A 23,256-nucleotide genomic window follows, 5' to 3' on the forward strand; every position below is an offset into this window, starting at 1 on the left:
GCGACGAGCGTCGCGGAGCAATTTGCGTTGTGACGTTTGAGACCTAGGACCGTATCTGGAGCGAAGCGAGCCGCTCCAGGAGCGGGCCCGTCACGGCGCCGAATATCTTCGGATCGCCATAAGCCCGCGCCGAAAGCATCGCGCCGTGAACCGTCGCCATGAACGCTTCGGCCTCTGCGCGAGGGGCGGTCATCAGGTGCAGCTGGCCATGCCGCGCCCCGCGCTCCAGCACGGATGTCAGCCACGCTGAGAGGGAGCGGAAATGGGCGCGGACCTCCAGGCCAACTTCCTCGGGCAGGACCGGGAGTTGGCCCGCCAGCAGCGCGCAGACGCAGAACGGAGCGCTGGCGTCCACGATACAGGCTTCCCAGTACCCAACATAGAGCCGAAGCTGTTCGAGCGGGTCGGAGACCTGCAGTTCGAGATTAGCCATCCCCGCTTCGGCTTCTTCCCGATACCGCGCAACCAGCGTGCGGACCAGGTCGACCTTGCTTGGGAAATGGTGATGGATGCTCGCCTTGCGAATCCCGACGACGTCGGCGATGTCGGCATAACTGAAACCGTTGTAGCCGCCAGCGACGATCAGCGAACGCGCGCAAGCCAGGATCTCGTCGGAGGTCGTAGACAGATTGCTCATGGCTCTTACCTACCTTCTGGTAGGATGGTCGTCAAGTGGACTAGCCTGGGTGACGGAGAGCACAATCTTGTGATGGCGTATCCAAGACAATCGATTTGGCGACAAGCCCTGGCAAATCGGCTATGCTGCCACATCTACTACTGGCAGCTGCGGGCGGCCTCACGGCGGTGACCGCCCCCGATTAACGGAGGGAAGGTTATGGCCAGCTTTCATGTCATGGCGGACGCGCGTGGAATGCATGTGCAACCCACGGTGCGCCACATCACCACGTCTGATCTCTGGGACGCGTTGCGGCTCGGCGCCGAGGATTTCTGGGCAAAGCCGTCCCACTATGTGTTCCTGTGCCTGATCTACCCGATCGTCGGCCTGATCCTCACCCAATGGTCGTCGGGCTCCAATGCCATCCAGCTCATCTATCCCTTGATGTCGGGCTTTGCATTGGTCGGCCCATTCGCCGCCATCGGCCTTTACGAGATCAGCCGCCGGCGCGAACTCGGCATGAACACCAACTGGCGGCATGCCCTCGATGTCCGCCACTCCTCGGCACTGCCATCGATTGCGGTCATCGGCATCATGCTGTTCGCGCTGTTCCTGCTGTGGCTGTTCACGGCGCAGTCGATCTACACCAGCCAGTTCGGCGACCAGCCGCCGGCTTCCGTCGGCGCCTTCCTGCGCGACGTGCTGACGACCAGCAGGGGTTGGACGTTGATCCTCGCCGGCAATGCCGCCGGCTTTGTCTTCGCAGTGGTCGTGCTGGCCACCACGGTGATCGCCTTCCCGCTGTTGCTCGACCGCGATGTCGGCGCCGTTTCGGCAATCGAGACCTCGGCGCGCGCGGTCATGGCAAATCCGCTGCAAATGGCGCTGTGGGGCCTGATGGTCGCCGTGCTTCTGGTGATCGGCTCGATCCCGCTCTTTGCCGGCCTGGCCGTGGTCATGCCGATCCTTGGCCATGCCACCTGGCACCTCTACCGCAAGGTGATAGAGCCGGAGCGGACGCAGCAGACAAGGCGGCCGATGTAGGCAAGCCGGCGCCAATCGCGTGCAACGGCCGGGACCGCTTGGGAAGCTTTTCCGGCCGATCTGCCTTGGCATGGCCGGCCACCTCGCTTGCGCGCCCGCAAACGCCGACGAGGCGGTGCGATTTGAAAGCGCGGCGGTCGCACCGACGCCATTTCGGCAGCGCAATGCGCAACAAAACGGGCAAGCGCTCAAAGCTGTTCCCGGCACGCCATTGAACGGCTATCTGACGCGGCCGCCGGGCGAGGGGCCGTTCCCGGCTGTCGTGGTTCTTCACGGATGCACGGGTCTATCCCCGGACGTAGAGAAAACCTGGTCAGCGCGGCTGTCTTCCTGGGGTTACGTCGCCCTCTTTGTCGACAGCTTCAGCACGCGCGGCATTGACGAGACGTGTGATGGCAAGCCGCTTGCCGATCGCGTCTATGACGCCTACGGCGCCCTGGAGTTCCTGTCGAAATACAGTTTTGTCGATCCGCGGCGCATAGCGTTGGCGGGATCCTCCGCTGGCGGAACCACAACGCTCGAGGCCGTGCAATCCGGCGGCGCCGAGCATCTTATGGAGCGCAAGTTCAAGGTGGCGATTGCCTACTATCCGAATTGTTCGGCAACGAATGGCGACATGGCGGTCCCGACCTTGATCCTGATCGGCGAACTCGACGACTGGACACCCGCCAAAAAATGCCAGGACATGATGGCCCATCGCAGCGGCAAGGGAAGCGCGGTGCAGCTCGACGTCTTCAAGGGCGCCCGTCACGCATTTGCCTCGCCAGGATTGAAGACCGGCAGCGAGGACTATGGTCACCGAGTGGAGTACAATGCGGCTGCCGCCGAGCAATCGATAACCGACGTACGCGTCTTTCTGAAAGAAGCGTTCGGCGGCTAGAGCAATTCCAGGAAAAACGTGAAACGGTTTTCCCGGGAAATGCGCGTAGTGCTTTCCCTTGGAAATTGCGTCAAAACAAAGAGTTAGAGCAGTTAACCCTATCCGTTAGGTGAACTGCTCTAGCGCTGCGCGTCGGTCGCCATCTTCAGGGCCAGCGCCGTCAGCACCGTACCCATCATCCAACGCTGGATGACCAGCCACAATGGCCGGCCGGCAAGGAAGGCGGCAATCGAGCCGGCCGTCACGGCGATGATGGCATTGACGCTGAGGCTGATCGATATCTGCGTCGCGCCGAGCACCAGAAGCTGCGACAGCACATGGCCCTTGCCGGGACTGATGAATTGCGGCAGCAGCGACAGATAGAGCACGGCCACCTTGGGGTTGAGGAGATTGGTCATCAGCCCCATGGCGAACAGCTTGCGCGGCCTGTCCTTCGGCAGGTCGCGCACCTGGAACGGCGAGTGTCCGCCAGGCTTGACCGCCTGCCAGGCCAGCCACAAGAGATAGAGCACGCCGGCAAAGCGCAGCGCATCATAGGCGAAAGGTACGGCGAGCAGCAGCGCGGTGATGCCGAACGCAGCCGACAGCACATAGAACAGGAAGCCGACCGCAACCCCGCCAAGCGAGATCAGTCCGGCCTTCGGCCCTTGCGACAGCGAGCGCGAGATCAGGTAGATCATGTTCGGGCCTGGCGTCAGCACCATGCCGAGGCAGACCAGCGCGAAAGCGATATGATTGGCGGTGTCGGGCATTGTTCGTCCCCAAGGCTCGTCGCAGCGTGTCGCGATGGATGCGGGCGATCTCGCGAGCGCGCAATATGTGCCCGTCACGGCAGGCGCCCGCAAGGGCTTGGCGGCGCCACGCGTTGCGCCAGGGAAGCCTTAGCCGACCACCCGCAGGTTCGACAGTTCGTTGCCGATTTCCTTGAAATCGTTCGACAGGCTGGCCCCGGTCGCGTTCCAGAACAGCTTCGCCGGCTTGCTCGGATCGGTGGGGTCCTTTCGGAAGCGCGACTCCGACGAGCAGGATTTCAGCGCATCGATCGCCAGCTTGTCGCTGGCCTTGGTCGTCGACAGGTCGAGCGCCACCGTCATCACCATGATGTTGGCCGCCTTGGCGTTGTTGCAAAGCGTTGCCATCTGCTCGTTGAGAGCGTTCGTGTAGTTTCCGTTCGAATAGTCGAACTGACCGATGGCGGTCGATGTGCCCATGAACATCCGCCCGACCGAGGTGCCGTTGTAACCGGGGTTGAGATAGCCGTAGGACGCATAGGTCGATTTCGAGTCGGCGGGATCTGAATAACTCAGCGAGGACGGCGTATAGTAGGTGTTGGCGCCGTCGGTCAAAACGATCACCACCTTGTCGTTGCCCTTTTCCGTCTCCAGGCGCCCTTGCGTGAACGGCTCTCCGCTCGAAACCACCCGCCAGCCCCACGCCATGCCCTCGGGAACATTGGTGCCGCCATTCGGCTGCATCAGGTCGATCGCGGCCTTGATCGCGGTGGCTCCATCGGTGACGCTGACATCGGTCAAAGGCGTGATCGCGTTGGTGGTGCAGCTGTAGTTCGGGCCGTTGCCGGTGGGCAATGCCGGTGCATTGATCGGCCGCGGCTGGAAATACTTGGCCATGTTGCGCAACCGCGATTGGCCGCTGGTGCTTGAAGGATCGTCATTCCACCAGCTGTTCACCGCGCCGTAGGTCACCGGGGCGGCCTCGTCGGGATCCTGGGTGAGCTTCCAGTGATTGCCGGGTTCGTCCGGCGCGAACATCGGCACGAACATCGTTGCCGGATCGCCGACGCCTATGCCGGTGTTGGCCGAGCCGCCGGACGGCGGGGCGTCGTTGACATTATAGGGGTAGGGCCGGGCTTCGACGCAGCCCTGCCAGCTGGCGAACGGGCCATAGGTATCGACGTAGTCGTACTCGTTGTGGCTGCGTTTGCAGGTGTTGTTCGAATAGTATTCGTCGCACACTACGCGCTTGCTGTTGACGACACGCTCGTGGTTGGTGACCACCTGCATGTCGCGGTAGAGCGAAAACCGGGTCAGCATCTGGCCTTCCTCGCTGCCCCAGCCGGTGCCGCGCTTGTACCAGATGCCGTTGGTCTTCTGGGCGTATTTGTCGGCGGCGTTCAGCGTCGACCAGTCGAAATTCTCGTTCGACAGAGGAGACAGGCCTTCGGTGTCCATCCACGATGCGTTGCCGTTGCCAGGGCCGACATTCACCGAGGCGGCGAATGGCACGAGACCGAATTGCACCGGCTTGTCGACCTGCTTGATCATGACCGCCTGCTGGGCAAGCGTGTCGACCAGCTGCTTGGACGCAGTCTTGAGGAGGTCGATGCGTTTTTGGCCCGAGCCCGTGCCGAGCGTTGTCATCGACCCGGAGTTGTCGAGCACCAGGGCAACTTCCAGAGTGTTCTTCAGCCGCACCTGAGAGGTGACGTCGAAGCTGATGCTCTGGTTCGCATCGGTTGCGGATTTGCCCACCAGCTGGGCGAAGGCAGGATAGAAATAGGGCTTGTAGTTCAGCCGGGCGGTCATCTTGAGCAAGCCGCCGCCGGCGGTGTTGCTGGGCAAGGTGACATTGAGCGTCGCGTTGGCGGGATTGAGATCGTTCAGGTTGGCGTTGAAGAAATCGAGCGCATAGGCTCTCAACTGATCGTCGGTCGCGCCTTCCGTCAGCCGGCGCGCCGTGGCGAAATTGGCGGCGTCGAGCGCGTTCGTCACCATCTGCTTTTCGCGGTTCATTTCCGTGAAGTCGATCGCGAGCGCAAGGCCGCCCATCAGCGGTATCATCGCCACGGCTGTCATGAGAGCATAGTTGCCGCGCCTGTCGCGGCGGAACTGACGCCAGATTTCATGCATGTCTTGCAGCGGCCCCCGCCGGCGGATTCTCGATTGGCGCCAGCTTTTCACAAAACGCTGAAGGACGGGTTTGGGAAACCGCTCTATTGCTTGGTTGGCACTTCACCAACCGCTAACCAATCCAGAGCCTGCGGGTCCCGGATACCCTCCAAAAGCAAAACGCCCTGCCGGGGCAGGGCGTTCATAGGGGAGACCTGCCGGTCAGCTGACGATGCGCAGATTGGAGAGCTCGTTGCCGATCGCCTTGAAATCGTTGGACAGCGTTGCCCCGGTCGAATTCCAGAACAGTTTCATCGGCTTGCTGGGGTCCGTCGGGTCCTTGCTGAAGCGCGAATCCGAAGAGCAGGCCTTCAGCGCATCCATCTGCGTTTTTTCCGCGGTATTGGTCGCATCCAGGTCGAGCGCGATGGTCATGACCATGATGTTGGCGGCCTTGGCGTTGTTGCAGAGCGTGGTGAAATGCTCATTCATCGCCTTGGTGTAGTTGGCGTTGGAGTAGTCGGTCTTGGTGACGTTGCTGCTGGTCCCCAGGAACATGCGCCCATAGCTGTAAGTGACGTTGCTGAACGGCACGATGTAGCCAAGGGCCGAATAGATGGCCTTGCTGCCGGCCATGTCGTTGCCGCCATAGTTCCAGTTGGTCCCGGAGTAGGTCTGGGCCGTCACCGATGTTGGTGTGTAATAGGTGTTCGCTCCATCGGTCAGGACGATCAGCACCTTGTCGTTGCCTCTTTCCGTCTCGGCCCGGCCCTCGGTAAAGGGAGCGGTGCTGGAGAGCGTCCTCCAACCCCAGGCCATTCCTTCGGGCACATTGGTCGCACCGCTGGCCGCCATGGCGTCGATCGCCGCCTTTACCGCGGTTGCCCCCGCTGCAACGGAAACATCGGTGAGCGGCGTGATCGCCGTCGTGGTGCAGCTCGTATTGGGTCCGGCGTTCATGCCGTAGCCCGGCGTCACCGTGGTGCCCGGATCGGCAAAGTATTTGGGCATAAAGCTCTGACGTTGCGCGCTCGTGCTTGCGGCAGGTGTCCCGTCGGCCATCCAATTGTTGTTGGCGGGGCGAGGCGGGTAGTTGCTGTCGGTCAGATCGGTTTCATCAGGTGCGAACATCGGCACGAACAGGGTTGCCGGTGTCGAGCTTGAAGGTGCCGTGTCCAGGATGTTGTCGGGATACGGACGGGATTCCACGCAGCCGCCCCATGCGGCAACGCCTGCATAGGTGTAGTTGTAACCGCTCTGCCACGTCTTGCACGAGCCGTTGGAATAGGTGGCCGTGCACTTGAACTGACTGACATAGGTGGCCGTCGCCACGCGCTTCATCTGGTTGTAGATCGAGAACCGGGTCAGCGGCAGGTCTTTCTGGGTCACATCCCAGCCAGTGCCCTTGGCGTACCAGACGCCGGCGATGTATTGCGCGTATTTGGTTGGATAGGAGGTAGAGTTCATGCCCGCCCAATTGAAATTCTCATGATGGATTGGCGAGATGCCGGTGGTGTCCATCCATGCCGCCGAGGCATTGCCCGAACCGACATTCACCGAGGCGGCGAAGGGGACGAGGCTGAATTGGACCGGCTTGCTGACCTGCTTCATCAACTGGGCCTGGCCGGCCAATTGGTCGACCAGCTGCTTGGCGGCGTCCTTGAGCAGGTCGAACCGCACCTTGTTGGAACCTTTGCCGAGTTCCGTCATCGAGCCGGAATTGTCGAGCACCAGCGACACTTCCAGCGTGTTCTTCAGGCGCACTTCCGAGCATGTGTTGAAGGCCATGGTGGTGGGGTCGCCGCTGCTGCCGCCCACCAATATCTTCGCCGTCGGCAGGAAGTAGGGCTTGTAGGTCAGCGTGCCGCATAGCTTCAGTGTTCCGCCGCCGGCGTTGTTGTTGGGCAGCGTCACGGATAGCGTGGTGTTGGCCGGATCGATATGCGCGAGATTGGCCTCGAAGAAATTCTTGGCATAGGCTTTCGCGTCGGCATCGGTGGCGCCGGCAACGATCTGCTGGGCGGTGGCGATGCCCGCGGCATCCAGTGCGTTCAAGGCGTTTTGGCGCTCGCGCGTCATTTCCGTATAGTCGATGCCGATCGCCAGGGCACCCATGAGCGGCACCATGGCAAGGACGGTCATCAGCGCATAATTACCGCGCCGGTCGTTTGCGAATTTCCGGATCATGCCTTCAACCACCCCCGCCAAATCAAATTGGTGGTGACTGTGTCATAAATCGTTAAATTTCACGTTGCGGGAATATATCCAAGGTCGAGCCGCGCTTTCAAAGCTCGTTAACCAAATATCGGCCGCGGTTTCTATCGCCGGATGGGCACCTATCGGCGGACTGCCACCCTTTGCGCGATCTCCATGCGACACCCGGGCGAAAGCTGGTGACAGCATGGGCCGGTTCGGATAATTCGGACCGGTCGCGGCGAACCGTCGGCCGCGGCGCTCGCAACGGATCATATTGAAGGGAACGACATGGCGGATTCGCCTGAAATCGTCGGCTCGCTCGAAGACGTGTCGAAAGCCTATTCGGCAATTCTTTGCGATGTCTGGGGCGTGGTGCACAACGGCGAATGGCATTTTCCGGCAGCCGCGGCCGCGTTGGCGGCGGCAAGGGCGGCTGGTATTCCCGTTGTCCTCATCACCAATTCGCCCCGCCGCAGCGCCGATGTCGTGGCTCAGATGAGCGCGATCGGCGTTCCGCCGTCAGCCTATGACCGTGTGGTGACCTCCGGCGACGTGACCCGTGACCTGATCGCGGAAGGGCCGCGCAAAGTCTTCCACATCGGCGCCGACCGCGATCTGAACCTCTATGACGACCTCGATGTCGAACTCGTCGAGGAATTCGAGGCCACCGGCGTCGTTTGCACCGGGCTGTTCGACGACGAGGTCGAAAAGCCCGAGGACTATGCCGAACTGCTGCGCCGGTTGCGTGCCAGGAACCTGCCGTTCATCTGCGCCAACCCAGATATCATGGTGGAGCGTGGCGAACGGATCATCTGGTGCGCCGGCGCCTTGGCCCGCGACTATGCGCAGCTCGGCGGCCGCACGCTGATCGCCGGCAAACCCTACGCGCCGATCTACGAGGTCGCGATGAAGGAAGCGGCCGAGGCTCTTGGCCGACCGCTCGAGCGTTCGCAGGTATTGGCCATCGGCGACGGCATGATGACCGATGTGAAGGGCGCGGCCGACAATGGTTTCGACGTTCTCTATGTCTCCGGCGGCATTCACGCCCGCGACTATGGCGATGCCTTGCAGCCGGATCCGGCAAGGCTCGGCCTCTTCCTGGAACGGCACGGCTATCGCCCGGTGGCCGTCATAGCCAGACTGCGGTAGGTGGCAATGGAAGCCTTTCAGCACCTCTCGGCGACCATGCCGCTGCCCGCCGACCTGAGGGGCGGCGTTGTCGCGATCGGCAATTTCGACGGCGTCCACCGTGGCCATCAGGCGGTGCTCGAACGGGCGTTGGCCGAGGCCGTGCGGCGCGGCGTGCCGGCCCTGGTGCTGACCTTCGAGCCGCACCCGCGAACGATCTTCAGGCCCGACATCCCGTTGTTCGTTCTGACGCCGCCGCCGATGAAGGCGCGGCTCCTGTCCTTGCTGGGCTTTGCCGCATTGGTCGAGCAGCCGTTCACGCGCGACTTCGCCTCGCTGTCGGCGGAAGCGTTCGTCACCGACGTGCTGGAAAGGACGCTCGGCATCACGCATGCCGTGACCGGTTTCGATTTCCATTTCGGCAAGGACCGCCAGGGCGGTCCGGCCTATCTCATGGCGGCCGGCGAGCGCCATGGCTTCGGCGTCACGCTTGTCGATGCTTTCCGGGACGAGGGCGCCGAGGTGGTCTCGTCGAGCCGCATCCGCGCTTTGCTCTGCGATGGCGAGGTGGCCGAGGCCGCCGGCCTGCTCGGCTACCGCTTCACGGTGGAAAGCGAGGTCGTCGGTGGCCAGCAGCTCGGGCGAACGCTCGGTTTTCCGACAGCGAACATGCGGCTTCCCGCGGAAGCCGCCCTCAAGCAAGGGATCTATGCCGTCCGCTTTCGGCGCGCCGACGGCACGCTGCACGATGGCGTCGCCAGTTTCGGCCGCCGTCCGACCGTCGACGACAATGGCGCGCCGCTTCTGGAAACCTTCGTCTTCGATTTCTCAGGCGACCTTTATGGCGAGATTTGCCAGGTGTCCTTCTTCGGCTTCCTGCGCAGCGAGATAAAGTTCGACGGGCTCGATGCGCTGGTCGTGCAGATGAAGCGCGATGAAGCCGAGGCGAGAGCGCTGCTGGCCGGCGTCAAACCGCTTTCGGAGCTGGACAGCGCGATCGCCTTCTGACGGTCCCTGGCTGAAATCGCGGGAAAACGCCAACGACTGTGAAACAATTCATCGAAGTCGGTTGGCAGCGCGCCCAACACTCGTTGATGAAAATCGACATGTTCGTCTGGGGCGTGGTGATCGTCTGCGCAGGCCTGTTCATACTTTGCGATGGGCTGAGCGCGCATTGGGGTAAGACCGGCAGCGGCCGCAGCCTGGCCTATGTGATGCTGCTGTCGCCGCTCTCCTACTGGGCCTTTGCCTTCATCAACACGCGACTGGATCTTGCCGTGACCGGGGCTCTGGTCAACACCATCGTGGTCGCCGGCGCCGTGTTGGTCGGTGCTGTCGTCTTCAAGGAAGAGGTATCGTCGCTGCAATATATCGGAATTGCATTCGCACTGATCTCGGTGACGCTGCTCAACCTCGCCTGATCATTTCTTCAACGCCCTACCTCTTCAAGGCCCTACTTCTTCAAGGCCCTACTTCTTCAAGGCCCTACTTCTTCAAGGCCCTACTTCTTCAAGGCAAGCCCGACCGCGATGAAGGTCCAGCCCTGAAAAATCAGGTCGATCGCCAGGAACAGTCCGAGCACCCACAGGCTGTTGACCGGCCAGCCCATGGCGATGATCAGGCCGGCGAGCACGCTGATGACGCCTGCCGCGACGATCCAGCCCCAGCCGCGTTCCGGGCGGTGATTGTAGCCGACCCAGGCCCTGAGCGCGCCGGAAGCGACGAGCGCAACGGCCAGCAGGAAGGTCAGCACCGCCGAGGCGAGCAATGGATTGTCGAAGGCGAAAAATCCGGCAACCGCGTAAAGCAGTCCGCTGAGCAGCCAGTAGAAGAAGCGGCCCCAGGTCTTGACGCCGAACGCATGCATGATCTCGATGATGCCGGCCACCAGCATCAGCCAGCCGACGACATAGACGGAAGCCACAGTGGCGATGAACAGATTGCCGAAGGCAATGCCGCCGAGGATCAGCAGCAGCACGCCCAGACCGACGAACCATCCCCACTTGTCTCGCGTCTGGCCGATCGCGTTCTTCAGTGTATCGCCGTGCAAGGTCATGTCGCCACCTCCATTGAGGGCCGCCAGCATGCAACGAAGTTATCCCTGGCACCGATCCGCGTCCAGCCGATGGCGGGCTGGATGGTGCAGGCAACCAGAGCCGGATGTCTCGTCCTTAAATCAAATTTTACCAAAGCCCCTTCAATGCTGTCGCCGAAGGACAGTTGTATTGTGTTAGTGGAGTGGCCATGAGTCCGGTCGGGAAGATTTCTGCAGCCTTGGCAACCGTCATGCTGGCTACCTCAGGCGCGGCCGAGGCCGGCGAGGGGGCTTTCGGCTGGCTGTCCGGCGACTGGTACCTGACGGTCGGCGCCACCGGCATGGTGGCGCCCAATTTCGAGGGCGGCAGGCAGTACCTGCTCAGTGCCTCGCCGATCATTTCGCTGGGCAAGGCCGGCCCCGCGGCCCGTTTCACCTCCCGCAACGACAACATCTCATTGGCGCTTGTCGACGATGGCAGCGTTCGCGCCGGCCTGACCGGCAAGTTCCTGTTCTCGCGCGACGACAGCAATGCCGACGAACTCGAGGGTCTCGATCCTGTTCGCTGGGGCGGCGAAGTCGGCGGCTTCTTCGAATTCTATCCGACGGACTGGATGCGCGCGCGCGCCGAATTGCGGCATGGCATCCGGGCCCACAACGGCTTTGTCGCCGATATCGCCGTCGATGGTTTCTATGACGTGACGCCGACCGTCAGGATTTCGGGTGGACCGCGCGTCTCTTTTGCCTCGGCCAACTACTTCGACGCCTATTATGGCGTCAATGCGCAGGAGGCCGTGGCATCGGGCCTGAGCCAGTACAATCCCGGCGGCGGCCTGAAGTCTGTCGGCCTCGGCGGCGCGGTGACCTGGAATGTGACCGATCCGATGACCGCCAGCCTGTTCGGCGAATATTCGCGCCTTGAGGGTCCGGCCGCCGATTCCAGCCTGGTGAGGGAACGTGGCGACCGCAACCAGTTCATGGTCGGCGTGTCGACCACCTATCGCTTCGACTTTTCGATGTAGGCGAATCGAACGAGACGCTTTATTCCTGCCGCGGCATCGGCTAAAAGCCCAGCCATGAGCAGCTTTTTGCGCCTATTCGCGATCGCGATACGAATTACAGGCCCGGTGTTCCGGGCGGCCTGAGCGCCGCCGGAACCGCCGGGAGTTTCGCGCGCGCCCTCGCGCTTTTTCCAGAACATCAATGCATATCACCCAAAAGTGGGTCCGGTTTTGGGAAACGGTATGCGTCAACCAAAGACTTCAACGCCCCGGCTTTTGTGCCGACGGGCTATGCAGATGGCAGATCAATGACCGACACTGTTGAAACGATCGACTATTCCAAGACGCTCTACCTGCCGCAAACGGATTTCCCGATGCGCGCCGGCTTGCCCGAGAAAGAGCCGGTGCTGGTCAAGCGCTGGCAGGACATGGACCTCTACCGCAAGCTGCGCGAGGAAGCCGCCGGCCGCACGAAATACGTGCTGCATGACGGCCCGCCCTACGCCAACGGCAACATCCACATCGGCCATGCGCTGAACAAGATCCTCAAGGACGTCATCACCCGTTCGTTCCAGATGCGCGGCTATGATTCCAACTACGTGCCCGGCTGGGATTGCCACGGCCTGCCGATCGAATGGAAGATCGAGGAGCAGTACCGCGCCAAGGGCAAGAACAAGGACGAGGTGCCGGTCAACGAGTTCCGCAAGGAATGCCGTGAATTCGCCGCGCACTGGATCTCCGTGCAGGGCGGCGAGTTCCAGCGCCTCGGCGTCATCGGCGACTTCAAGAACCCCTATACGACGATGGCTTTCCATGCCGAGGCGCGCATCGCCGGCGAATTGTTGAAGTTCGCCATGTCGGGCCAGCTCTATCGCGGCTCGAAGCCGGTGATGTGGAGCGTCGTCGAACGCACCGCCCTGGCTGAGGCCGAGATCGAGTACCAGGACTATGAGAGCGACACGATCTGGGTGAAATTCCCGGTCGTCAGCCTTGCCCGGGAGGTCGCCAATGCCGAAGAGCCGGCGAAGCTGACCGAGACGTCGCTGGACCTGCTGGAAGCTCATGTCGTCATCTGGACGACGACGCCCTGGACCATCCCCGGCAACCGCGCCGTCAGCTATTCGCCGCGTATCGGCTATGGTCTTTACGAGGTTACGGCGGCAGAGAATGCCTTCGGGCCGCAACCGGGCGAGAAGCTGATCTTTGCCGATGCTCTGGCGGAAGATTGCGCGACCAAGGCCAAGGTCACCTTGAATCGCCTTCATAGCGTTTCGGCCGAACAGCTTGGAAGCCTTACGCTTTCGCATCCGTTCAAGGGTTTTGGCGGCGGCTACGAATTTGCCGTTCCGATGCTCGCCGGCGACCATGTCACCGACGATGCGGGCACCGGTTTCGTCCACACCGCGCCCGGCCACGGCCGCGAGGATTTCGACGCCTGGATGGATTCCGCTGCCGACCTGCGCGTGCGCGGTGTCGACACCGCGATCCCGTTCACGGTCGACGATGGCGGCTTCTTCACCAGGGACGCGCCGGGCTTCGGTCCGGATCGCGAGGGCGGGCCGGCGCGCGTCATCGACGACAACGGCAAGAAGGGGAACGCCAACCAGGCGGTCATCGATGAGCTGATCAAGCGCAACGCGCTGTTCGCGCGCGGTCGTCTGAAGCACTCCTATCCGCATTCCTGGAGGTCGAAGAAGCCGATCATCTTCCGCAACACGCCGCAGTGGTTCATCTACATGGACAAGGACCTTGGCGACGGCACGACGCTACGCAGCCGCGCGCTGAAGGCGATCGACGACACCCGTTTCGTGCCGGCGGCAGGCCAGAACCGCATCCGCGCCATGATCGAGGAACGGCCCGACTGGGTGCTGTCGCGTCAGCGTGCCTGGGGCGTGCCGATCGCCGTTTTCGCCGACGAGGACGGCAATGTGCTCAAGGACGAGGCCGTCAACCGGCGCATCATGGACGCCTTCGAGACGGAAGGCGCCGACGCCTGGTTCGCCGCTGGCGCCAAGGAACGCTTCCTCGGCAATCACGACGCCTCCCGGTGGCGGCAGGTGATGGACATCCTCGACGTCTGGTTCGATTCGGGTTCGACGCATGTCTTCACGCTCGAGGACCGTCCCGACCTGAAATGGCCGGCCGATGTCTATCTCGAAGGCTCCGACCAGCATCGCGGCTGGTTCCATTCCTCGTTGCTCGAAAGCTGCGGCACCAGGGGCAGGGCACCCTACGACACGGTCGTCACCCATGGCTTCACCATGGACGAGGACGGGCGCAAGATGTCGAAGTCGCTCGGCAACACCGTCATCCCGCAGGACGTGATCAAGCAGTCCGGCGCCGATATCCTGCGGCTCTGGGTGGTGACGACGGATTATTGGGAAGACCAGCGGCTCGGCAAGAACGTGCTGCAGACCAACATCGACGCCTACCGCAAGCTGCGCAATACGGTCCGCTGGATGCTGGGCACGCTCGCCCATGACGATGGCGAGGATGTGCCGCTGGAAGCGATGCCGGAGCTGGAGCGGCTGATGCTGCACCGGTTGTCCGAACTCCACGAGGTGGTGCGCCAGGGCTACGACGCGTTCGAGTTCAAGCGCATCACCCGCGCGCTCATCGATTTCATGGTGGTCGAGCTGTCGGCCTTCTATTTCGACATCCGCAAGGACGCGCTCTATTGCGACGCGCCATCGAGCGCGAAGCGCAAGGCCTCCGTGCAGGTCGTGCGTCATCTCTTCGACTGCCTGGTGAAATGGCTGGCGCCGATGCTGCCCTTCACAATGGAGGAGGCCTGGCTCGACCGTCATCCCGATGCGGTCTCGGTGCATCTCGACCAGTTCCCGGAAATCCCGGCGGACTGGAAGAACGAGGCCCTGGCGGAAAAATGGCGCAAGGTCAGGCAGGTGCGCCGCGTCGTCACCGGCGCGCTCGAGATCGCGCGTGCCCAGAAGGTGATCGGCTCCTCGCTGGAGGCGGTGCCGGTGGTCACGATCAACGACGCGGCGCTCGAGGCGGCGATATCGGACGTCGACATGGCCGAGATGGCGATCACCAGCGATCTCGTCATTGCTCATGGCCAGGCGCCGCAAAGCGCCTTCACGCTGGACGACGTCAAGGGCGTCGCCGTGGTGGTCGAGAAGGCCGAGGATCGCGGCCTGGTCAAATGCGCGCGCTCCTGGCGCTACACGGCCGATGTCGGGCAGGACGCGGAATTTCCCGATGTCTCGGCGCGCGATGCTGCCGTGCTGCGTGAACTGAAGGCCCTCGGCCGGCTCTGATGCATGTTGCCCAAACGTGCATGGCGGTTTGGGGATCACGGCATGCGCGGCCAGGATGCCCTGCATATCGGTGCACAAATATCACGCCGGGCGGTGCTGATCCGCCCGCGCGTTGCCCTTAATGAGTGGTTGAGGTAAACACGCGAAACTCCGGAAGACAAATTGTCGCCGGATTTCCGTCGCAAGTGCTTGGACGATGGGGACCGGACACAAGGCCGGTGGCAATCGAGAGGCTGTCTAGAGTGGGACTTTTTGGCATGACCGAGAGTTATAACGCGCGCCTTGCGCTTCTGGCGCCGCTTGTCGCATCGGGCCTCGCTTTGTCCGGCTGCATGGGGTCTCCGACCTATGGAACCGACAAGACTGCCGCCGAACAACTGGCCGGCGATCTCACCGGCGCCGTTTCCTTCGCGCCGAAGCGCAGGGATCCGATCGACTACAAGCCGCGCCCGACGCTGGTGAAGCCGGCACCTGGCCAGAAGGAAGCGCTGCCGGCGCCGCAGAACAGCATCCAGACGGCGAGCGCCGAATGGCCTGAATCGCCCGAGCAGCGCCGCGCCCGCCTGCGCGCCGACGCCACGGCCCACCAGGATGATCCGAATTATCAGTCGGAGATCGTTGACGACGTGCAGACCGATCCCGAGGCGATCAAGAAGGCGATGGCCGACTCAGGCTCCAGCCACCCGCCGGCTTGGAAACCCGCGGATTCCGACAAGGGCCGCGCCGCCGAGATCCAGCGCCGCCTTGCCGAAGGCAAGCAGGGCGATCCCAACACCCGCAAATATCTGAGCGAGCCGCCACTGGCCTACCGTGTCGCGTCGGGCGCAGCACCGCAGAATGAACTTGGCGAGGACGAATACAAGAAGGAACGCCGCCTGAAGAAAGAGGCGGAAGGCAAGAAGGGCGGCTGGTTCGACTGGCTGCCGTCCCTGTAACAGCCGGCTGCGTCGATTGTGGACGGGCACGGCGCCCGGTTCAGTCGCGACGTTCCCTGAAAAATCCCTTGAGCAGCAGGCCCGCTTCGGTCTCGGCCATCCCCGCATAGATGTCGGGCGCATGGTGGCAGGTCGGCGAGGCGAAGAAGCGCACGCCGTTGACCACCGCGCCGCCCTTTTCGTCGGCGGCGCCGAAATAGAGACGGCGCAGCCTGGCGAAGGAAATGGCGCCGGCGCACATGGCGCAGGGTTCCAGCGTCACATAGAGATCGTGGCCGGTGAGCCGCTCTGTCGCCAGTTTGCCGCAGGCCTCGCGGATCGCCAGCATCTCGGCATGCGCCGTCGGGTCGGCAAGCTCGCGGGTGCGGTTGCCGGCACTGGCGACGACAGTGCCGCCGCTGGCGATCACGGCGCCGACCGGCACTTCGCCGCGCAAGGCGGCCGCTTCGGCCTCTTTCAGCGCCAGGGCCATGAAATCGGGCCGCTTCACGCGGTTTCCATTCCCATTATCTCCTCGCCGCTCCAGGCTTTTGGTTTTCGTTTGTCTTTCCGGAAAAACCGGTCTCCACTTTTCCCTGACAAACTCTGATGATCCTGTTATTGAGCGCATAACCTCGAAAATCGGACTCGATTTTCGGAAATGATCATGCGCCAAATCAAAAGTGCTACAGCGTTCGTTGCGCGCCCGAAAGGATGCGCCACGCTGTAGCAGCGCAAACGGACAAAGGCCACATGGACGACAACGACAAGAAATCTCCGCGCCAAAAAGGCCCGGGCAAGAAACCCGCGGCCTCGCGTGGCGGTGGCAAGCCGTCCTTCGGCGCCAAGAAACCCTACGCGCCGCGCGGTGAGCGTCCGATGGCCGCCGAAGGCGAGCGGCCGAAGCGCAACTTCAAGAGCGGCGACAAGGCGTTCAGCAAGGGGCCGCGCCCCGAAGGCAAGCCCTATGAGAAGCGCGAAGGTCCGCGCAAGCCTTACGCGCCGCGCGGCGATCGTCCGATGGCCGCCGAAGGCGAGCGTAAGCCCTACGAGAAGCGCGAAGGCCCGCGCAAGCCCTATGCGCCGCGTGGCGACCGCCCGATGGCGGCCGAAGGCGAGCGCAAGCCCTACGAGAAGCGCGAAGGCCCGCGCAAGCCCTACGCGCCGCGCGGTGACCGCCCAATGGCGGCCGAAGGCGAGCGCAAGCCCTATGAGAAGCGCGAAGGACCGCGCAAGCCTTACGCACCACGCGGCGACCGTCCGGCGGCTGCTTCGGCGGAAGGTGGCGAAGGGCGCTTCGACCGTCCCAAGCGCGATTTCGGCGACCGTCCCAAGCGCGATTTCAACGATCGTCCCAAGCGCGACTTCGGCGATCGTCCGCAGGGTGCGTCCGGCGGCTTCAAGCCCCGCCCGCGTCCCGCCGAGGCAGAAGAAGAAGCCGGTGAACGGATCGCAAAGCGCCTGGCGCGCGCCGGTCTTGCCTCGCGTCGCGATGCCGAGGACCTGATCGCCGCCGGCCGCGTCAAGGTCAATGGCCGGGTGCTGGCCTCGCCGGCCTTCAATGTGATGCCCGGTGACATCATCCATCTCGACGGCATGGAAATCCCGCCGATCGAGCGCACGCGCCTGTTCCTGTTCCACAAGCCGGCCGGCGTCGTCACCACCAACCGTGATCCGGAAGGCCGTAAGACCGTCTTCGACGTGCTACCGGCCGAACTGCCGCGGCTGATGACCATCGGCCGGCTCGACATCAACACCGAGGGTCTGCTGCTGCTGACCAATGATGGCGGCCTGTCGCGCGTGCTCGAACTGCCGGCCACCGGCTGGCTGCGCCGCTACCGCGTGCGCGTCCACGGCAAGGTCGAGGAAAGCGCGCTTGCCGGGCTTCGCGAGGGCATCGCCGTCGACGGCGTCTTTTATGGTGCGATCGAAGCCAGCCTCGACCGCGAGCAGGGCTCCAATGCCTGGCTGACGATCGGTCTTCGCGAAGGCAAGAACCGCGAGGTCAAGAACATCCTCGGCGCGCTCGGCCTCGACGTGACGCGGCTGATCCGCATCTCCTACGGGCCTTTCCAGCTCGAGGATCTTCCCGAAGGCCATGTGCTGGAGGTCAAGGGCCGCGTGCTGCGCGACCAGCTTGGCGAGCGCCTCGTCGAGGAATCCGGCGCCAATTTCGACGCCGAGATTTCAAAGCCGTTCTCCAACAAGCCGGTGCGGCGCACCGAACCGCGTCAGGAAGAAGCCGAGCGGCCGAAGGTTATGCGCGAGGGCGACCACCGGCCGATCGGCGAGGGCGGTCTGATCAAGAACCGCAAGCGCCGCGAAGGCAGCCGCGACGAGGCGCTGGGCAAGCTCTCGACCAGTCCCGAACGAAGCGCGCGGCCGGAAAAGAGTTTTGGCGAACGCGGTCCGAAGCCAGAACGCGGCGGCTTTGGCGACAAGCCGCGTGCCAATTTTGGTGACAAGCCGCGCGGTGGCTTCGGTGACAAGCCGCGTGGCGGTTTTGGCGGCAAGAAGCCGGAACGCGAGCAGCGGCCGATCGAGCCGCCCGGCCAGCGCAAGGCCAATGTCTGGATGGCGCCGGGTGCCCGGCCGATCGGCAAGGGCAGGGCGGAAGCCGACGCTGCCAAGGCGGCCGAAGCCAAGGCGCGCAAGGCGTCGTTCAAGCCGTCCTATGGCAAACCGGGCGGCGCAAAACCATTCGGCAAGCCGCGTGGCGAGCGTCCTGGCGGTGCTGGTGGCGGTGAGCGGCCGCGCGGCGGCCCGAAGGGGCCCAGGACTAAATGAGACCCGGACTTAAATGAGAATCGTTGGCGGTGAGTTTCGCGGGCGTCCCCTGGCGACGCCTCGCAGCAGCGCCATCCGTCCGACGACTGACCGCACCCGTGAGGCCGTCTTCAATGTGCTGGCGCATCGCTTTGGCGGGCAACTGGACGGCGCGCGCGTGCTCGACCTGTTTGCCGGCACCGGCGCGCTTGGCCTGGAAGCGCTGTCGCGAGGGGCATCCTATGGCGTGTTCATCGAGGAATCGGCCGAAGGCCGTGGCCTGATCCGCGACAATGTCGAGGCCTTCGGGCTCACCGGCCGCACCAAGATCTTCCGCCGCGACGCAACCACCCTTGGCGAAGCCGGCACGCTGACCCCGTTCGGCCTCGTCTTCGCCGATCCGCCCTATGGCAAGGGCCTTGGCGAGCGCGCCCTGCAGTCGGCCAAGGCCGGCGGCTGGCTGCGGCCCGGCGCACTCTGCGTGGTCGAGGAAACGGCGGCGGTTCCCTTCGAGCCAGGCGCCGGCTTTTCCGTGCTCGACGAGCGCAATTACGGCGAGACCATCATCCGCTTCATCGAGGCTGGCTGACACGCTTGTGTTCAGCGGCCTCTTTGCCGCCGCCTTTGCCGGCAACAACAATTCGCTTTGCTTGTCGCCAGCACCTTGCCTATCGTCCTGTCCAAGCAATTCCAGGAAAAGTGTGAAGCGGTTTTCCCAGGGGAATTGCGTCAAACGAAGAGAAAACCGGAGCCATTGATGACACCCAGGGTTGAATGGCTGCGGGCAACAGTGCTGGCGACGTCGCTGGCTTTTGTCATGACCGGCCCGGTGCCGGCCGCCAGTCCCGTATTGCCCGACACCGTGCCGTCCGAGTTCAAGGTGACGGATTTCCTGCTCGACAACGGCATGGAAGTGGTCGTCATTCCCGATCATCGCGCGCCCATCGTCACCCACATGGTGTGGTACAAGATCGGCAGCGCCGACGAGCCGCCGGGCAAATCCGGCATCGCCCACTTCTTCGAGCATCTGATGTTCAAGGCAACGACCCATCACGCGGCCGGCGAGTTCGACCGTGCCGTCTCCGATATCGGCGGCTCCAACAACGCCTTCACCTCCTATGACTACACCGCTTTCCACGAGACGGTGGCGCCCTCGGCGCTCGAACAGATGATGAGCTTCGAGGCCGACCGCATGCGCAACCTCATCCTCACCGACGATGTCATCAAGACCGAGCGCGATGTCATCCTCGAGGAGCGACGCTCGCGCATCGACAACAATCCGCAGGCCGTGCTCGACGAGGAAGTCGATGCCACGCTCTGGCAGAACCAACCCTACCGCATTCCGGTGATCGGCTGGATGCAAGAGATGGAGCAGCTCAACCGCACCGACGCCACCGCCTTCTATGACAAGTATTACAGGCCCAACAACGCCGTGCTGATCGTCGCCGGCGATGTCCAGCCCGACGCGGTGCGGGCGCTGGCCGAAAAGACCTATGGCAAGGTGGCGCGTGGGCCGGACCTGCCGCCGCGCGTGCGCCCGGTCGAACCGGAGCAGAACACCAAGCGCACCGTCACGCTTTCCGACGCCCGCGTCAGCGTGCCCAGCTTTTCGACGCAATGGGTGGTGCCGTCCTACCACACCGCCAAGCCGGGCGAGGCCGAGGCGCTCGATCTGCTTGCCGAGATCCTCGGCGGCGGTAACCGCAGCCGGCTCTACCAGGCGCTGGTGGTCAAGCAGGGCATCGCCTCCAACGCCGGCGCGTATTTCCAGGGCACCATGCTCGACGACACCAATTTCACCGTCTACGGCTCGCCGCGCGGCGACGCCAGGCTCGCCGACATCGAAGCCGCTGTCGATGCGGAGGTGGCGCGCATAGCCAGCGGCGGGGTCACGCCGGGAGAGCTCGAAAAGGCCAAGGATCGCTATGTCAGGTCGATGGTCTTTGCCCGCGACAAGCAGGATTCCATGGCCGAAATCTATGGCTCGACACTGGCCACCGGCGGCAATGTGCAGGATGTCCAGCAATGGCCTGACCGCATCCGCGAGGTCACCGCGGACGAGGTCAAGGCCGTCGCCGCGCGCTATCTGGTGCTGGCCCATTCGACCACCGGCTATCTCTTGCCGCAGCAACAGGCGGGGAATTGATGATGAAGCGGTCGATGCACATACACGAGGCCGTGAATGCGCCTTCCCTTCTCCCCTTGTGGGAGAAGGTGGATCGGCGCGCAGCGCCGAGACGGATGAGAGGTGCGCGCCGGAGTGCCGTCCTTGCCAAGCTGGAACACCCCTCATCCGACCTCGCTTTGCGAGGCCACCTTCTCCCGCAAGGGGAGAAGGGAAGACCGCGCGTGGCCACCACACTCGCAACCCTCGTCCTCGCCATCCTCTTCCTGGTCCTGCCGGCACTTGCCGCCCGCGCCATGGAGATCCAGTCCGTCACCTCCTCGAAGGGCGTCACCGCCTGGCTGGTGGAGGACTATTCCGTGCCGGTGGTCGCCGTTCGTTTCGTCTTCGGCGGCGGCTCGACGCAGGATCCGCCGGGCAAGGAAGGACTGGCCAATTTGATGACCGGCCTGTTCGACGAGGGCGCCGGCCCGCTCGATTCGGAAGCCTTCCAGATCAGGCTCGACGATGCCGGTGCCGAAATGGGCTTCGAGGAGAACCGCGACGGCATCTACGGCTCGATGCGCATGCTGGCCGAACAGCGCGACGAGGCTTTCGACCTGCTGCGGCTGGCGGTCAACGAGCCGCGCTTCGACCAGGCGCCGATCGACCGCATCCGCGCGCAGATCCTGTCCGGCATCATCGCCAACGAGAATGACCCCGACACGGTCGCGCAGAACCGATGGGCTCGCGCCATCTATGGCGACCATCCCTATTCACGCTCCGACCAGGGCACCAGGCAGAGCATCGCCACCATCACGCAGAATGATCTCAACGCGCTGCACAAGGCGGTGTTCGCACGCGGCGGCCTGCATGTCGCCGTGGTCGGCGCCATCGATGCCGGGACGCTTAAGAAGAAGCTGGACATGGTGTTCGGCAACCTGCCTGATAAACAGGCGCTCGCCCCCGTCGCCGATATCGAGCCGAAGCTGGCGCAGCATCTGGAGGTCAATTACGACCTGCCGCAAACCTCGCTGCAGCTCGCCTGGCCCGGCGTGAAGCGCAAGGCGGCGGATTTCTTCCCGGCCGTGCTGATGAACGAGATCCTCGGCGGCGGCACCTTCACCTCGCGCCTGTTCCAGGAGGTGCGTGAAAAGCGCGGGCTGGCCTACAGCGTCGATTCCTCGCTGGTCAACCAGGACCACGCCAACGCGCTGATCGTCACCACCGGCACGCGATCGGATCGCGCGGCCGAGACGCTCGGCATCGTGCGCGACGTCGCCAAGCGGTTGGCTGAGGACGGCCCGACCGAGGCTGAGCTCGCCGCAACCAAGAAATATCTGATCGGCGCCTACGCCATCAGCAATCTGAACTCCTCGAGTTCCATCGCCGCGACGCTGGTCGAGTTGCAGCTCGACGATCTCGGAATCGACTACATGCAGCGGCGCGCCGGCTACATCAACGCGGTGACGCTCGACCAGGTCAAGGCGGCGGCGAAGAAGCTGCTGTCGGCCGAGCCGACCATCATGGTCGTCGGGCCCCCGCTGGCCGGGGCCGGCAAGGGATGAGCCCGACTTTTGGAATAGCGTTCGGCGGTGGCGGAGCACGAGGCCTTGCGCACATCCATGTCATCGAGGCACTGGACGAGCTCGGCATCCGGCCGGTGGCGATCGCCGGCTCGTCGATCGGCGCCATCATGGGCGCCGGCATGGCCGCCGGCATGACCGGCAAGGACATCCACGACTACGCCCGCTCGGTCCTCGGCCGGCGCGCCGAGGTGGCAAGCCGCATGTGGCGAGCCCGGCCGGGCACGATCGCCGAAGCCATGCAGAACGGCATCCGCGTCAGCCAGTTCAATGTCGAGCGCATCCTCAAGGCCTTCCTGCCCGAGGCCATTCCCGAAACCTTCGCCGAGCTGAAGATCCCGCTGAAGGTGACGGCGACCGACTATTTCGGCCACAAGCTGGCCGTGTTCGACGACGGCGAGCTGCATTCGGCACTTGCCGCCTCGGCCGCCATCCCCGCCGTGTTCCGCCCGGTGATACGCGACGGCCGCCTGCTGATCGACGGCGGCATCTACAACCCCGTGCCATTCGACCTGATCGAGAACGATGCCGATATCATCATCGGCGTTGACGTGGTCGGCGCGCCGGAAGAAGCCGACCGCAAGCACCCCACCTCCGTCGATCTGATGTTCGGCGCCACGCAGCTGATGATGCAATCGATCACCGCCAACAAGCTGAGACAAACCCAGCCCGATATCCTGGTCCGCCCGACAGTGTCGAAATACCGCGTGCTCGATTTCCTGAAGATCGACGCCCTGATGAACGAGACGGTGGCGATCAAGGATCAGCTGAAGCGGGAGGTGGAGCGGGTGGTGGAGGCGCGGAATGGCGCCGCCGCCAAGGGGAGGCGGGCCAAGAAAGTCGGGTAAGGACGGTGCGACGC

Annotated in this window: 19 protein-coding genes; 13 read left to right on the forward strand and 6 right to left on the reverse strand. The window is 63.6% G+C overall.

All coding sequences use genetic code 11. The annotated features are described in order from the left end of the window. Positions 1-43: 43 nt before the first annotated feature. The gene (locus tag X743_RS151680; protein ID WP_023766488.1) at positions 44-637 is read right to left on the reverse strand and encodes a TetR/AcrR family transcriptional regulator; all 594 of its coding nucleotides are present in this window, start codon (positions 635-637) and stop codon (positions 44-46) included. Positions 638-835: 198 nt separating this feature from the next. Here X743_RS151680 and X743_RS151675 point away from each other — a divergent pair, with 198 nt between their 5' ends. Together X743_RS151675 and X743_RS151670 are read left to right on the forward strand one after the other, a co-directional pair. Continuing rightward, complete coding sequence (locus tag X743_RS151675; protein WP_023766489.1) at positions 836-1,660, forward strand: DUF2189 domain-containing protein; 825 nt, start codon at positions 836-838, stop codon at positions 1,658-1,660. A gap of 70 nt (positions 1,661-1,730) precedes the next feature. Continuing rightward, positions 1,731-2,540, forward strand: a complete 810-nt coding sequence (locus X743_RS151670) for a dienelactone hydrolase family protein (protein WP_245264239.1) — start codon at positions 1,731-1,733, stop codon at positions 2,538-2,540. 119 nt (positions 2,541-2,659) lie between these two features. On the opposite strand, the gene X743_RS151665 is transcribed toward X743_RS151670, so the two are convergent. From X743_RS151665 to X743_RS151655, 3 genes are all read right to left on the reverse strand, one after another. After that, a complete protein-coding gene (locus X743_RS151665) occupies positions 2,660-3,292 on the reverse strand; it encodes a LysE family translocator (RefSeq protein WP_023766491.1) in 633 nt (210 codons plus the stop codon). A gap of 129 nt (positions 3,293-3,421) precedes the next feature. Next, positions 3,422-5,407, reverse strand: a complete 1,986-nt coding sequence (locus tag X743_RS151660; protein WP_023766492.1) for a TadE/TadG family type IV pilus assembly protein — start codon at positions 5,405-5,407, stop codon at positions 3,422-3,424. Between the two features lie 201 nt (positions 5,408-5,608). Further along, positions 5,609-7,573: a TadE/TadG family type IV pilus assembly protein gene (locus X743_RS151655; protein ID WP_023766493.1), complete on the reverse strand. Its 1,965-nt coding sequence runs from the start codon at positions 7,571-7,573 to the stop codon at positions 5,609-5,611. Between the two features lie 297 nt (positions 7,574-7,870). Between X743_RS151655 and X743_RS151650 the strand changes: the two genes are divergently transcribed. The 3 genes from X743_RS151650 to X743_RS151640 all read left to right on the forward strand — a co-directional run bounded on the left by X743_RS151650 (position 7,871) and on the right by X743_RS151640 (position 10,131). Further along, positions 7,871-8,731 carry a TIGR01459 family HAD-type hydrolase gene (locus X743_RS151650; RefSeq protein WP_023766494.1) on the forward strand — a complete coding sequence of 287 codons (861 nt, stop codon included), beginning with the start codon at positions 7,871-7,873 and terminating at the stop codon, positions 8,729-8,731. A gap of 6 nt (positions 8,732-8,737) precedes the next feature. Further along, positions 8,738-9,718 (forward strand): bifunctional riboflavin kinase/FAD synthetase, encoded by a 981-nt coding sequence (locus X743_RS151645; protein ID WP_023766495.1) that lies wholly within the window; start codon positions 8,738-8,740, stop codon positions 9,716-9,718. Positions 9,719-9,804: 86 nt separating this feature from the next. Further along, on the forward strand, positions 9,805-10,131 hold the full coding sequence (locus tag X743_RS151640; protein WP_051508555.1) for a hypothetical protein: 327 nt from the start codon (positions 9,805-9,807) through the stop codon (positions 10,129-10,131). A gap of 80 nt (positions 10,132-10,211) precedes the next feature. Here X743_RS151640 and X743_RS151635 read toward each other — a convergent pair whose 3' ends face one another. Next, complete coding sequence (locus X743_RS151635) at positions 10,212-10,766, reverse strand: HdeD family acid-resistance protein (RefSeq protein WP_023766497.1); 555 nt, start codon at positions 10,764-10,766, stop codon at positions 10,212-10,214. Positions 10,767-10,996: 230 nt separating this feature from the next. Between X743_RS151635 and X743_RS151630 the strand changes: the two genes are divergently transcribed. The 3 genes from X743_RS151630 to X743_RS151620 all read left to right on the forward strand — a co-directional run bounded on the left by X743_RS151630 (position 10,997) and on the right by X743_RS151620 (position 15,959). Continuing rightward, complete coding sequence (locus X743_RS151630; protein WP_245264240.1) at positions 10,997-11,767, forward strand: MipA/OmpV family protein; 771 nt, start codon at positions 10,997-10,999, stop codon at positions 11,765-11,767. 287 nt (positions 11,768-12,054) lie between these two features. Continuing rightward, entirely contained in the window at positions 12,055-15,024 is a 2,970-nt protein-coding gene (gene ileS, locus X743_RS151625; protein ID WP_023766499.1) for an isoleucine--tRNA ligase, read from the forward strand. 257 nt (positions 15,025-15,281) lie between these two features. Next, positions 15,282-15,959 carry a hypothetical protein gene (locus X743_RS151620; protein ID WP_023766500.1) on the forward strand — a complete coding sequence of 226 codons (678 nt, stop codon included), beginning with the start codon at positions 15,282-15,284 and terminating at the stop codon, positions 15,957-15,959. A gap of 40 nt (positions 15,960-15,999) precedes the next feature. Here the strand turns inward: X743_RS151620 and X743_RS151615 are convergent, their stop codons facing one another. After that, a complete protein-coding gene (locus X743_RS151615) occupies positions 16,000-16,449 on the reverse strand; it encodes a nucleoside deaminase (RefSeq protein WP_023766501.1) in 450 nt (149 codons plus the stop codon). Between the two features lie 242 nt (positions 16,450-16,691). On the opposite strand from X743_RS151615, the gene X743_RS151610 reads away from it, so the two are divergent. The 5 genes from X743_RS151610 (at position 16,692) to X743_RS151590 (ending at position 23,242) form a co-directional block, all read left to right on the forward strand. Next, a complete protein-coding gene (locus tag X743_RS151610; RefSeq protein WP_023766502.1) occupies positions 16,692-18,725 on the forward strand; it encodes a pseudouridine synthase in 2,034 nt (677 codons plus the stop codon). Positions 18,726-18,738: 13 nt separating this feature from the next. Next, the gene (gene rsmD / locus X743_RS151605) at positions 18,739-19,293 is read left to right on the forward strand and encodes a 16S rRNA (guanine(966)-N(2))-methyltransferase RsmD (protein ID WP_023766503.1); all 555 of its coding nucleotides are present in this window, start codon (positions 18,739-18,741) and stop codon (positions 19,291-19,293) included. A 168-nt stretch (positions 19,294-19,461) separates the two neighbouring features. After that, entirely contained in the window at positions 19,462-20,850 is a 1,389-nt protein-coding gene (locus tag X743_RS151600) for a pitrilysin family protein (RefSeq protein WP_023766504.1), read from the forward strand. 203 nt (positions 20,851-21,053) lie between these two features. Then, positions 21,054-22,376: a pitrilysin family protein gene (locus X743_RS151595; RefSeq protein ID WP_031257858.1), complete on the forward strand. Its 1,323-nt coding sequence runs from the start codon at positions 21,054-21,056 to the stop codon at positions 22,374-22,376. After that, positions 22,373-23,242 carry a patatin-like phospholipase family protein gene (locus tag X743_RS151590; RefSeq protein ID WP_023766506.1) on the forward strand — a complete coding sequence of 290 codons (870 nt, stop codon included), beginning with the start codon at positions 22,373-22,375 and terminating at the stop codon, positions 23,240-23,242. The genes X743_RS151595 and X743_RS151590 overlap by 4 nt, the downstream gene beginning before the upstream one ends. Positions 23,243-23,256 lie beyond the last annotated feature (14 nt).

This window comes from Mesorhizobium sp. LNHC232B00 (assembly GCF_000502435.1).
Classification (GTDB): Bacteria; Pseudomonadota; Alphaproteobacteria; order Rhizobiales; family Rhizobiaceae; genus Mesorhizobium; species Mesorhizobium opportunistum.

Bases quoted from the DNA above. Each gene is read 5' to 3' on its own strand.
- X743_RS151655 (WP_023766493.1), bottom strand. From the start codon at position 7,573: ATGATCCGGAAATTCGCAAACGACCGGCGCGGTAATTATGCGCTGATG.
- X743_RS151640 (WP_051508555.1), top strand. From the start codon at position 9,805: ATGAAAATCGACATGTTCGTCTGGGGCGTGGTGATCGTCTGCGCAGGC.
- X743_RS151620 (WP_023766500.1), top strand. From the start codon at position 15,282: ATGACCGAGAGTTATAACGCGCGCCTTGCGCTTCTGGCGCCGCTTGTC.
- rsmD (WP_023766503.1), top strand. From the start codon at position 18,739: ATGAGAATCGTTGGCGGTGAGTTTCGCGGGCGTCCCCTGGCGACGCCT.
- ileS (WP_023766499.1), top strand. From the start codon at position 12,055: ATGACCGACACTGTTGAAACGATCGACTATTCCAAGACGCTCTACCTG.
- X743_RS151600 (WP_023766504.1), top strand. From the start codon at position 19,462: ATGACACCCAGGGTTGAATGGCTGCGGGCAACAGTGCTGGCGACGTCG.
- X743_RS151590 (WP_023766506.1), top strand. From the start codon at position 22,373: ATGAGCCCGACTTTTGGAATAGCGTTCGGCGGTGGCGGAGCACGAGGC.
- X743_RS151670 (WP_245264239.1), top strand. From the start codon at position 1,731: ATGGCCGGCCACCTCGCTTGCGCGCCCGCAAACGCCGACGAGGCGGTG.
- X743_RS151650 (WP_023766494.1), top strand. From the start codon at position 7,871: ATGGCGGATTCGCCTGAAATCGTCGGCTCGCTCGAAGACGTGTCGAAA.
- X743_RS151665 (WP_023766491.1), bottom strand. From the start codon at position 3,292: ATGCCCGACACCGCCAATCATATCGCTTTCGCGCTGGTCTGCCTCGGC.
- X743_RS151675 (WP_023766489.1), top strand. From the start codon at position 836: ATGGCCAGCTTTCATGTCATGGCGGACGCGCGTGGAATGCATGTGCAA.
- X743_RS151630 (WP_245264240.1), top strand. From the start codon at position 10,997: ATGCTGGCTACCTCAGGCGCGGCCGAGGCCGGCGAGGGGGCTTTCGGC.
- X743_RS151610 (WP_023766502.1), top strand. From the start codon at position 16,692: ATGGACGACAACGACAAGAAATCTCCGCGCCAAAAAGGCCCGGGCAAG.
- X743_RS151635 (WP_023766497.1), bottom strand. From the start codon at position 10,766: ATGACCTTGCACGGCGATACACTGAAGAACGCGATCGGCCAGACGCGA.
- X743_RS151645 (WP_023766495.1), top strand. From the start codon at position 8,738: ATGGAAGCCTTTCAGCACCTCTCGGCGACCATGCCGCTGCCCGCCGAC.
- X743_RS151680 (WP_023766488.1), bottom strand. From the start codon at position 637: ATGAGCAATCTGTCTACGACCTCCGACGAGATCCTGGCTTGCGCGCGT.
- X743_RS151660 (WP_023766492.1), bottom strand. From the start codon at position 5,407: ATGCATGAAATCTGGCGTCAGTTCCGCCGCGACAGGCGCGGCAACTAT.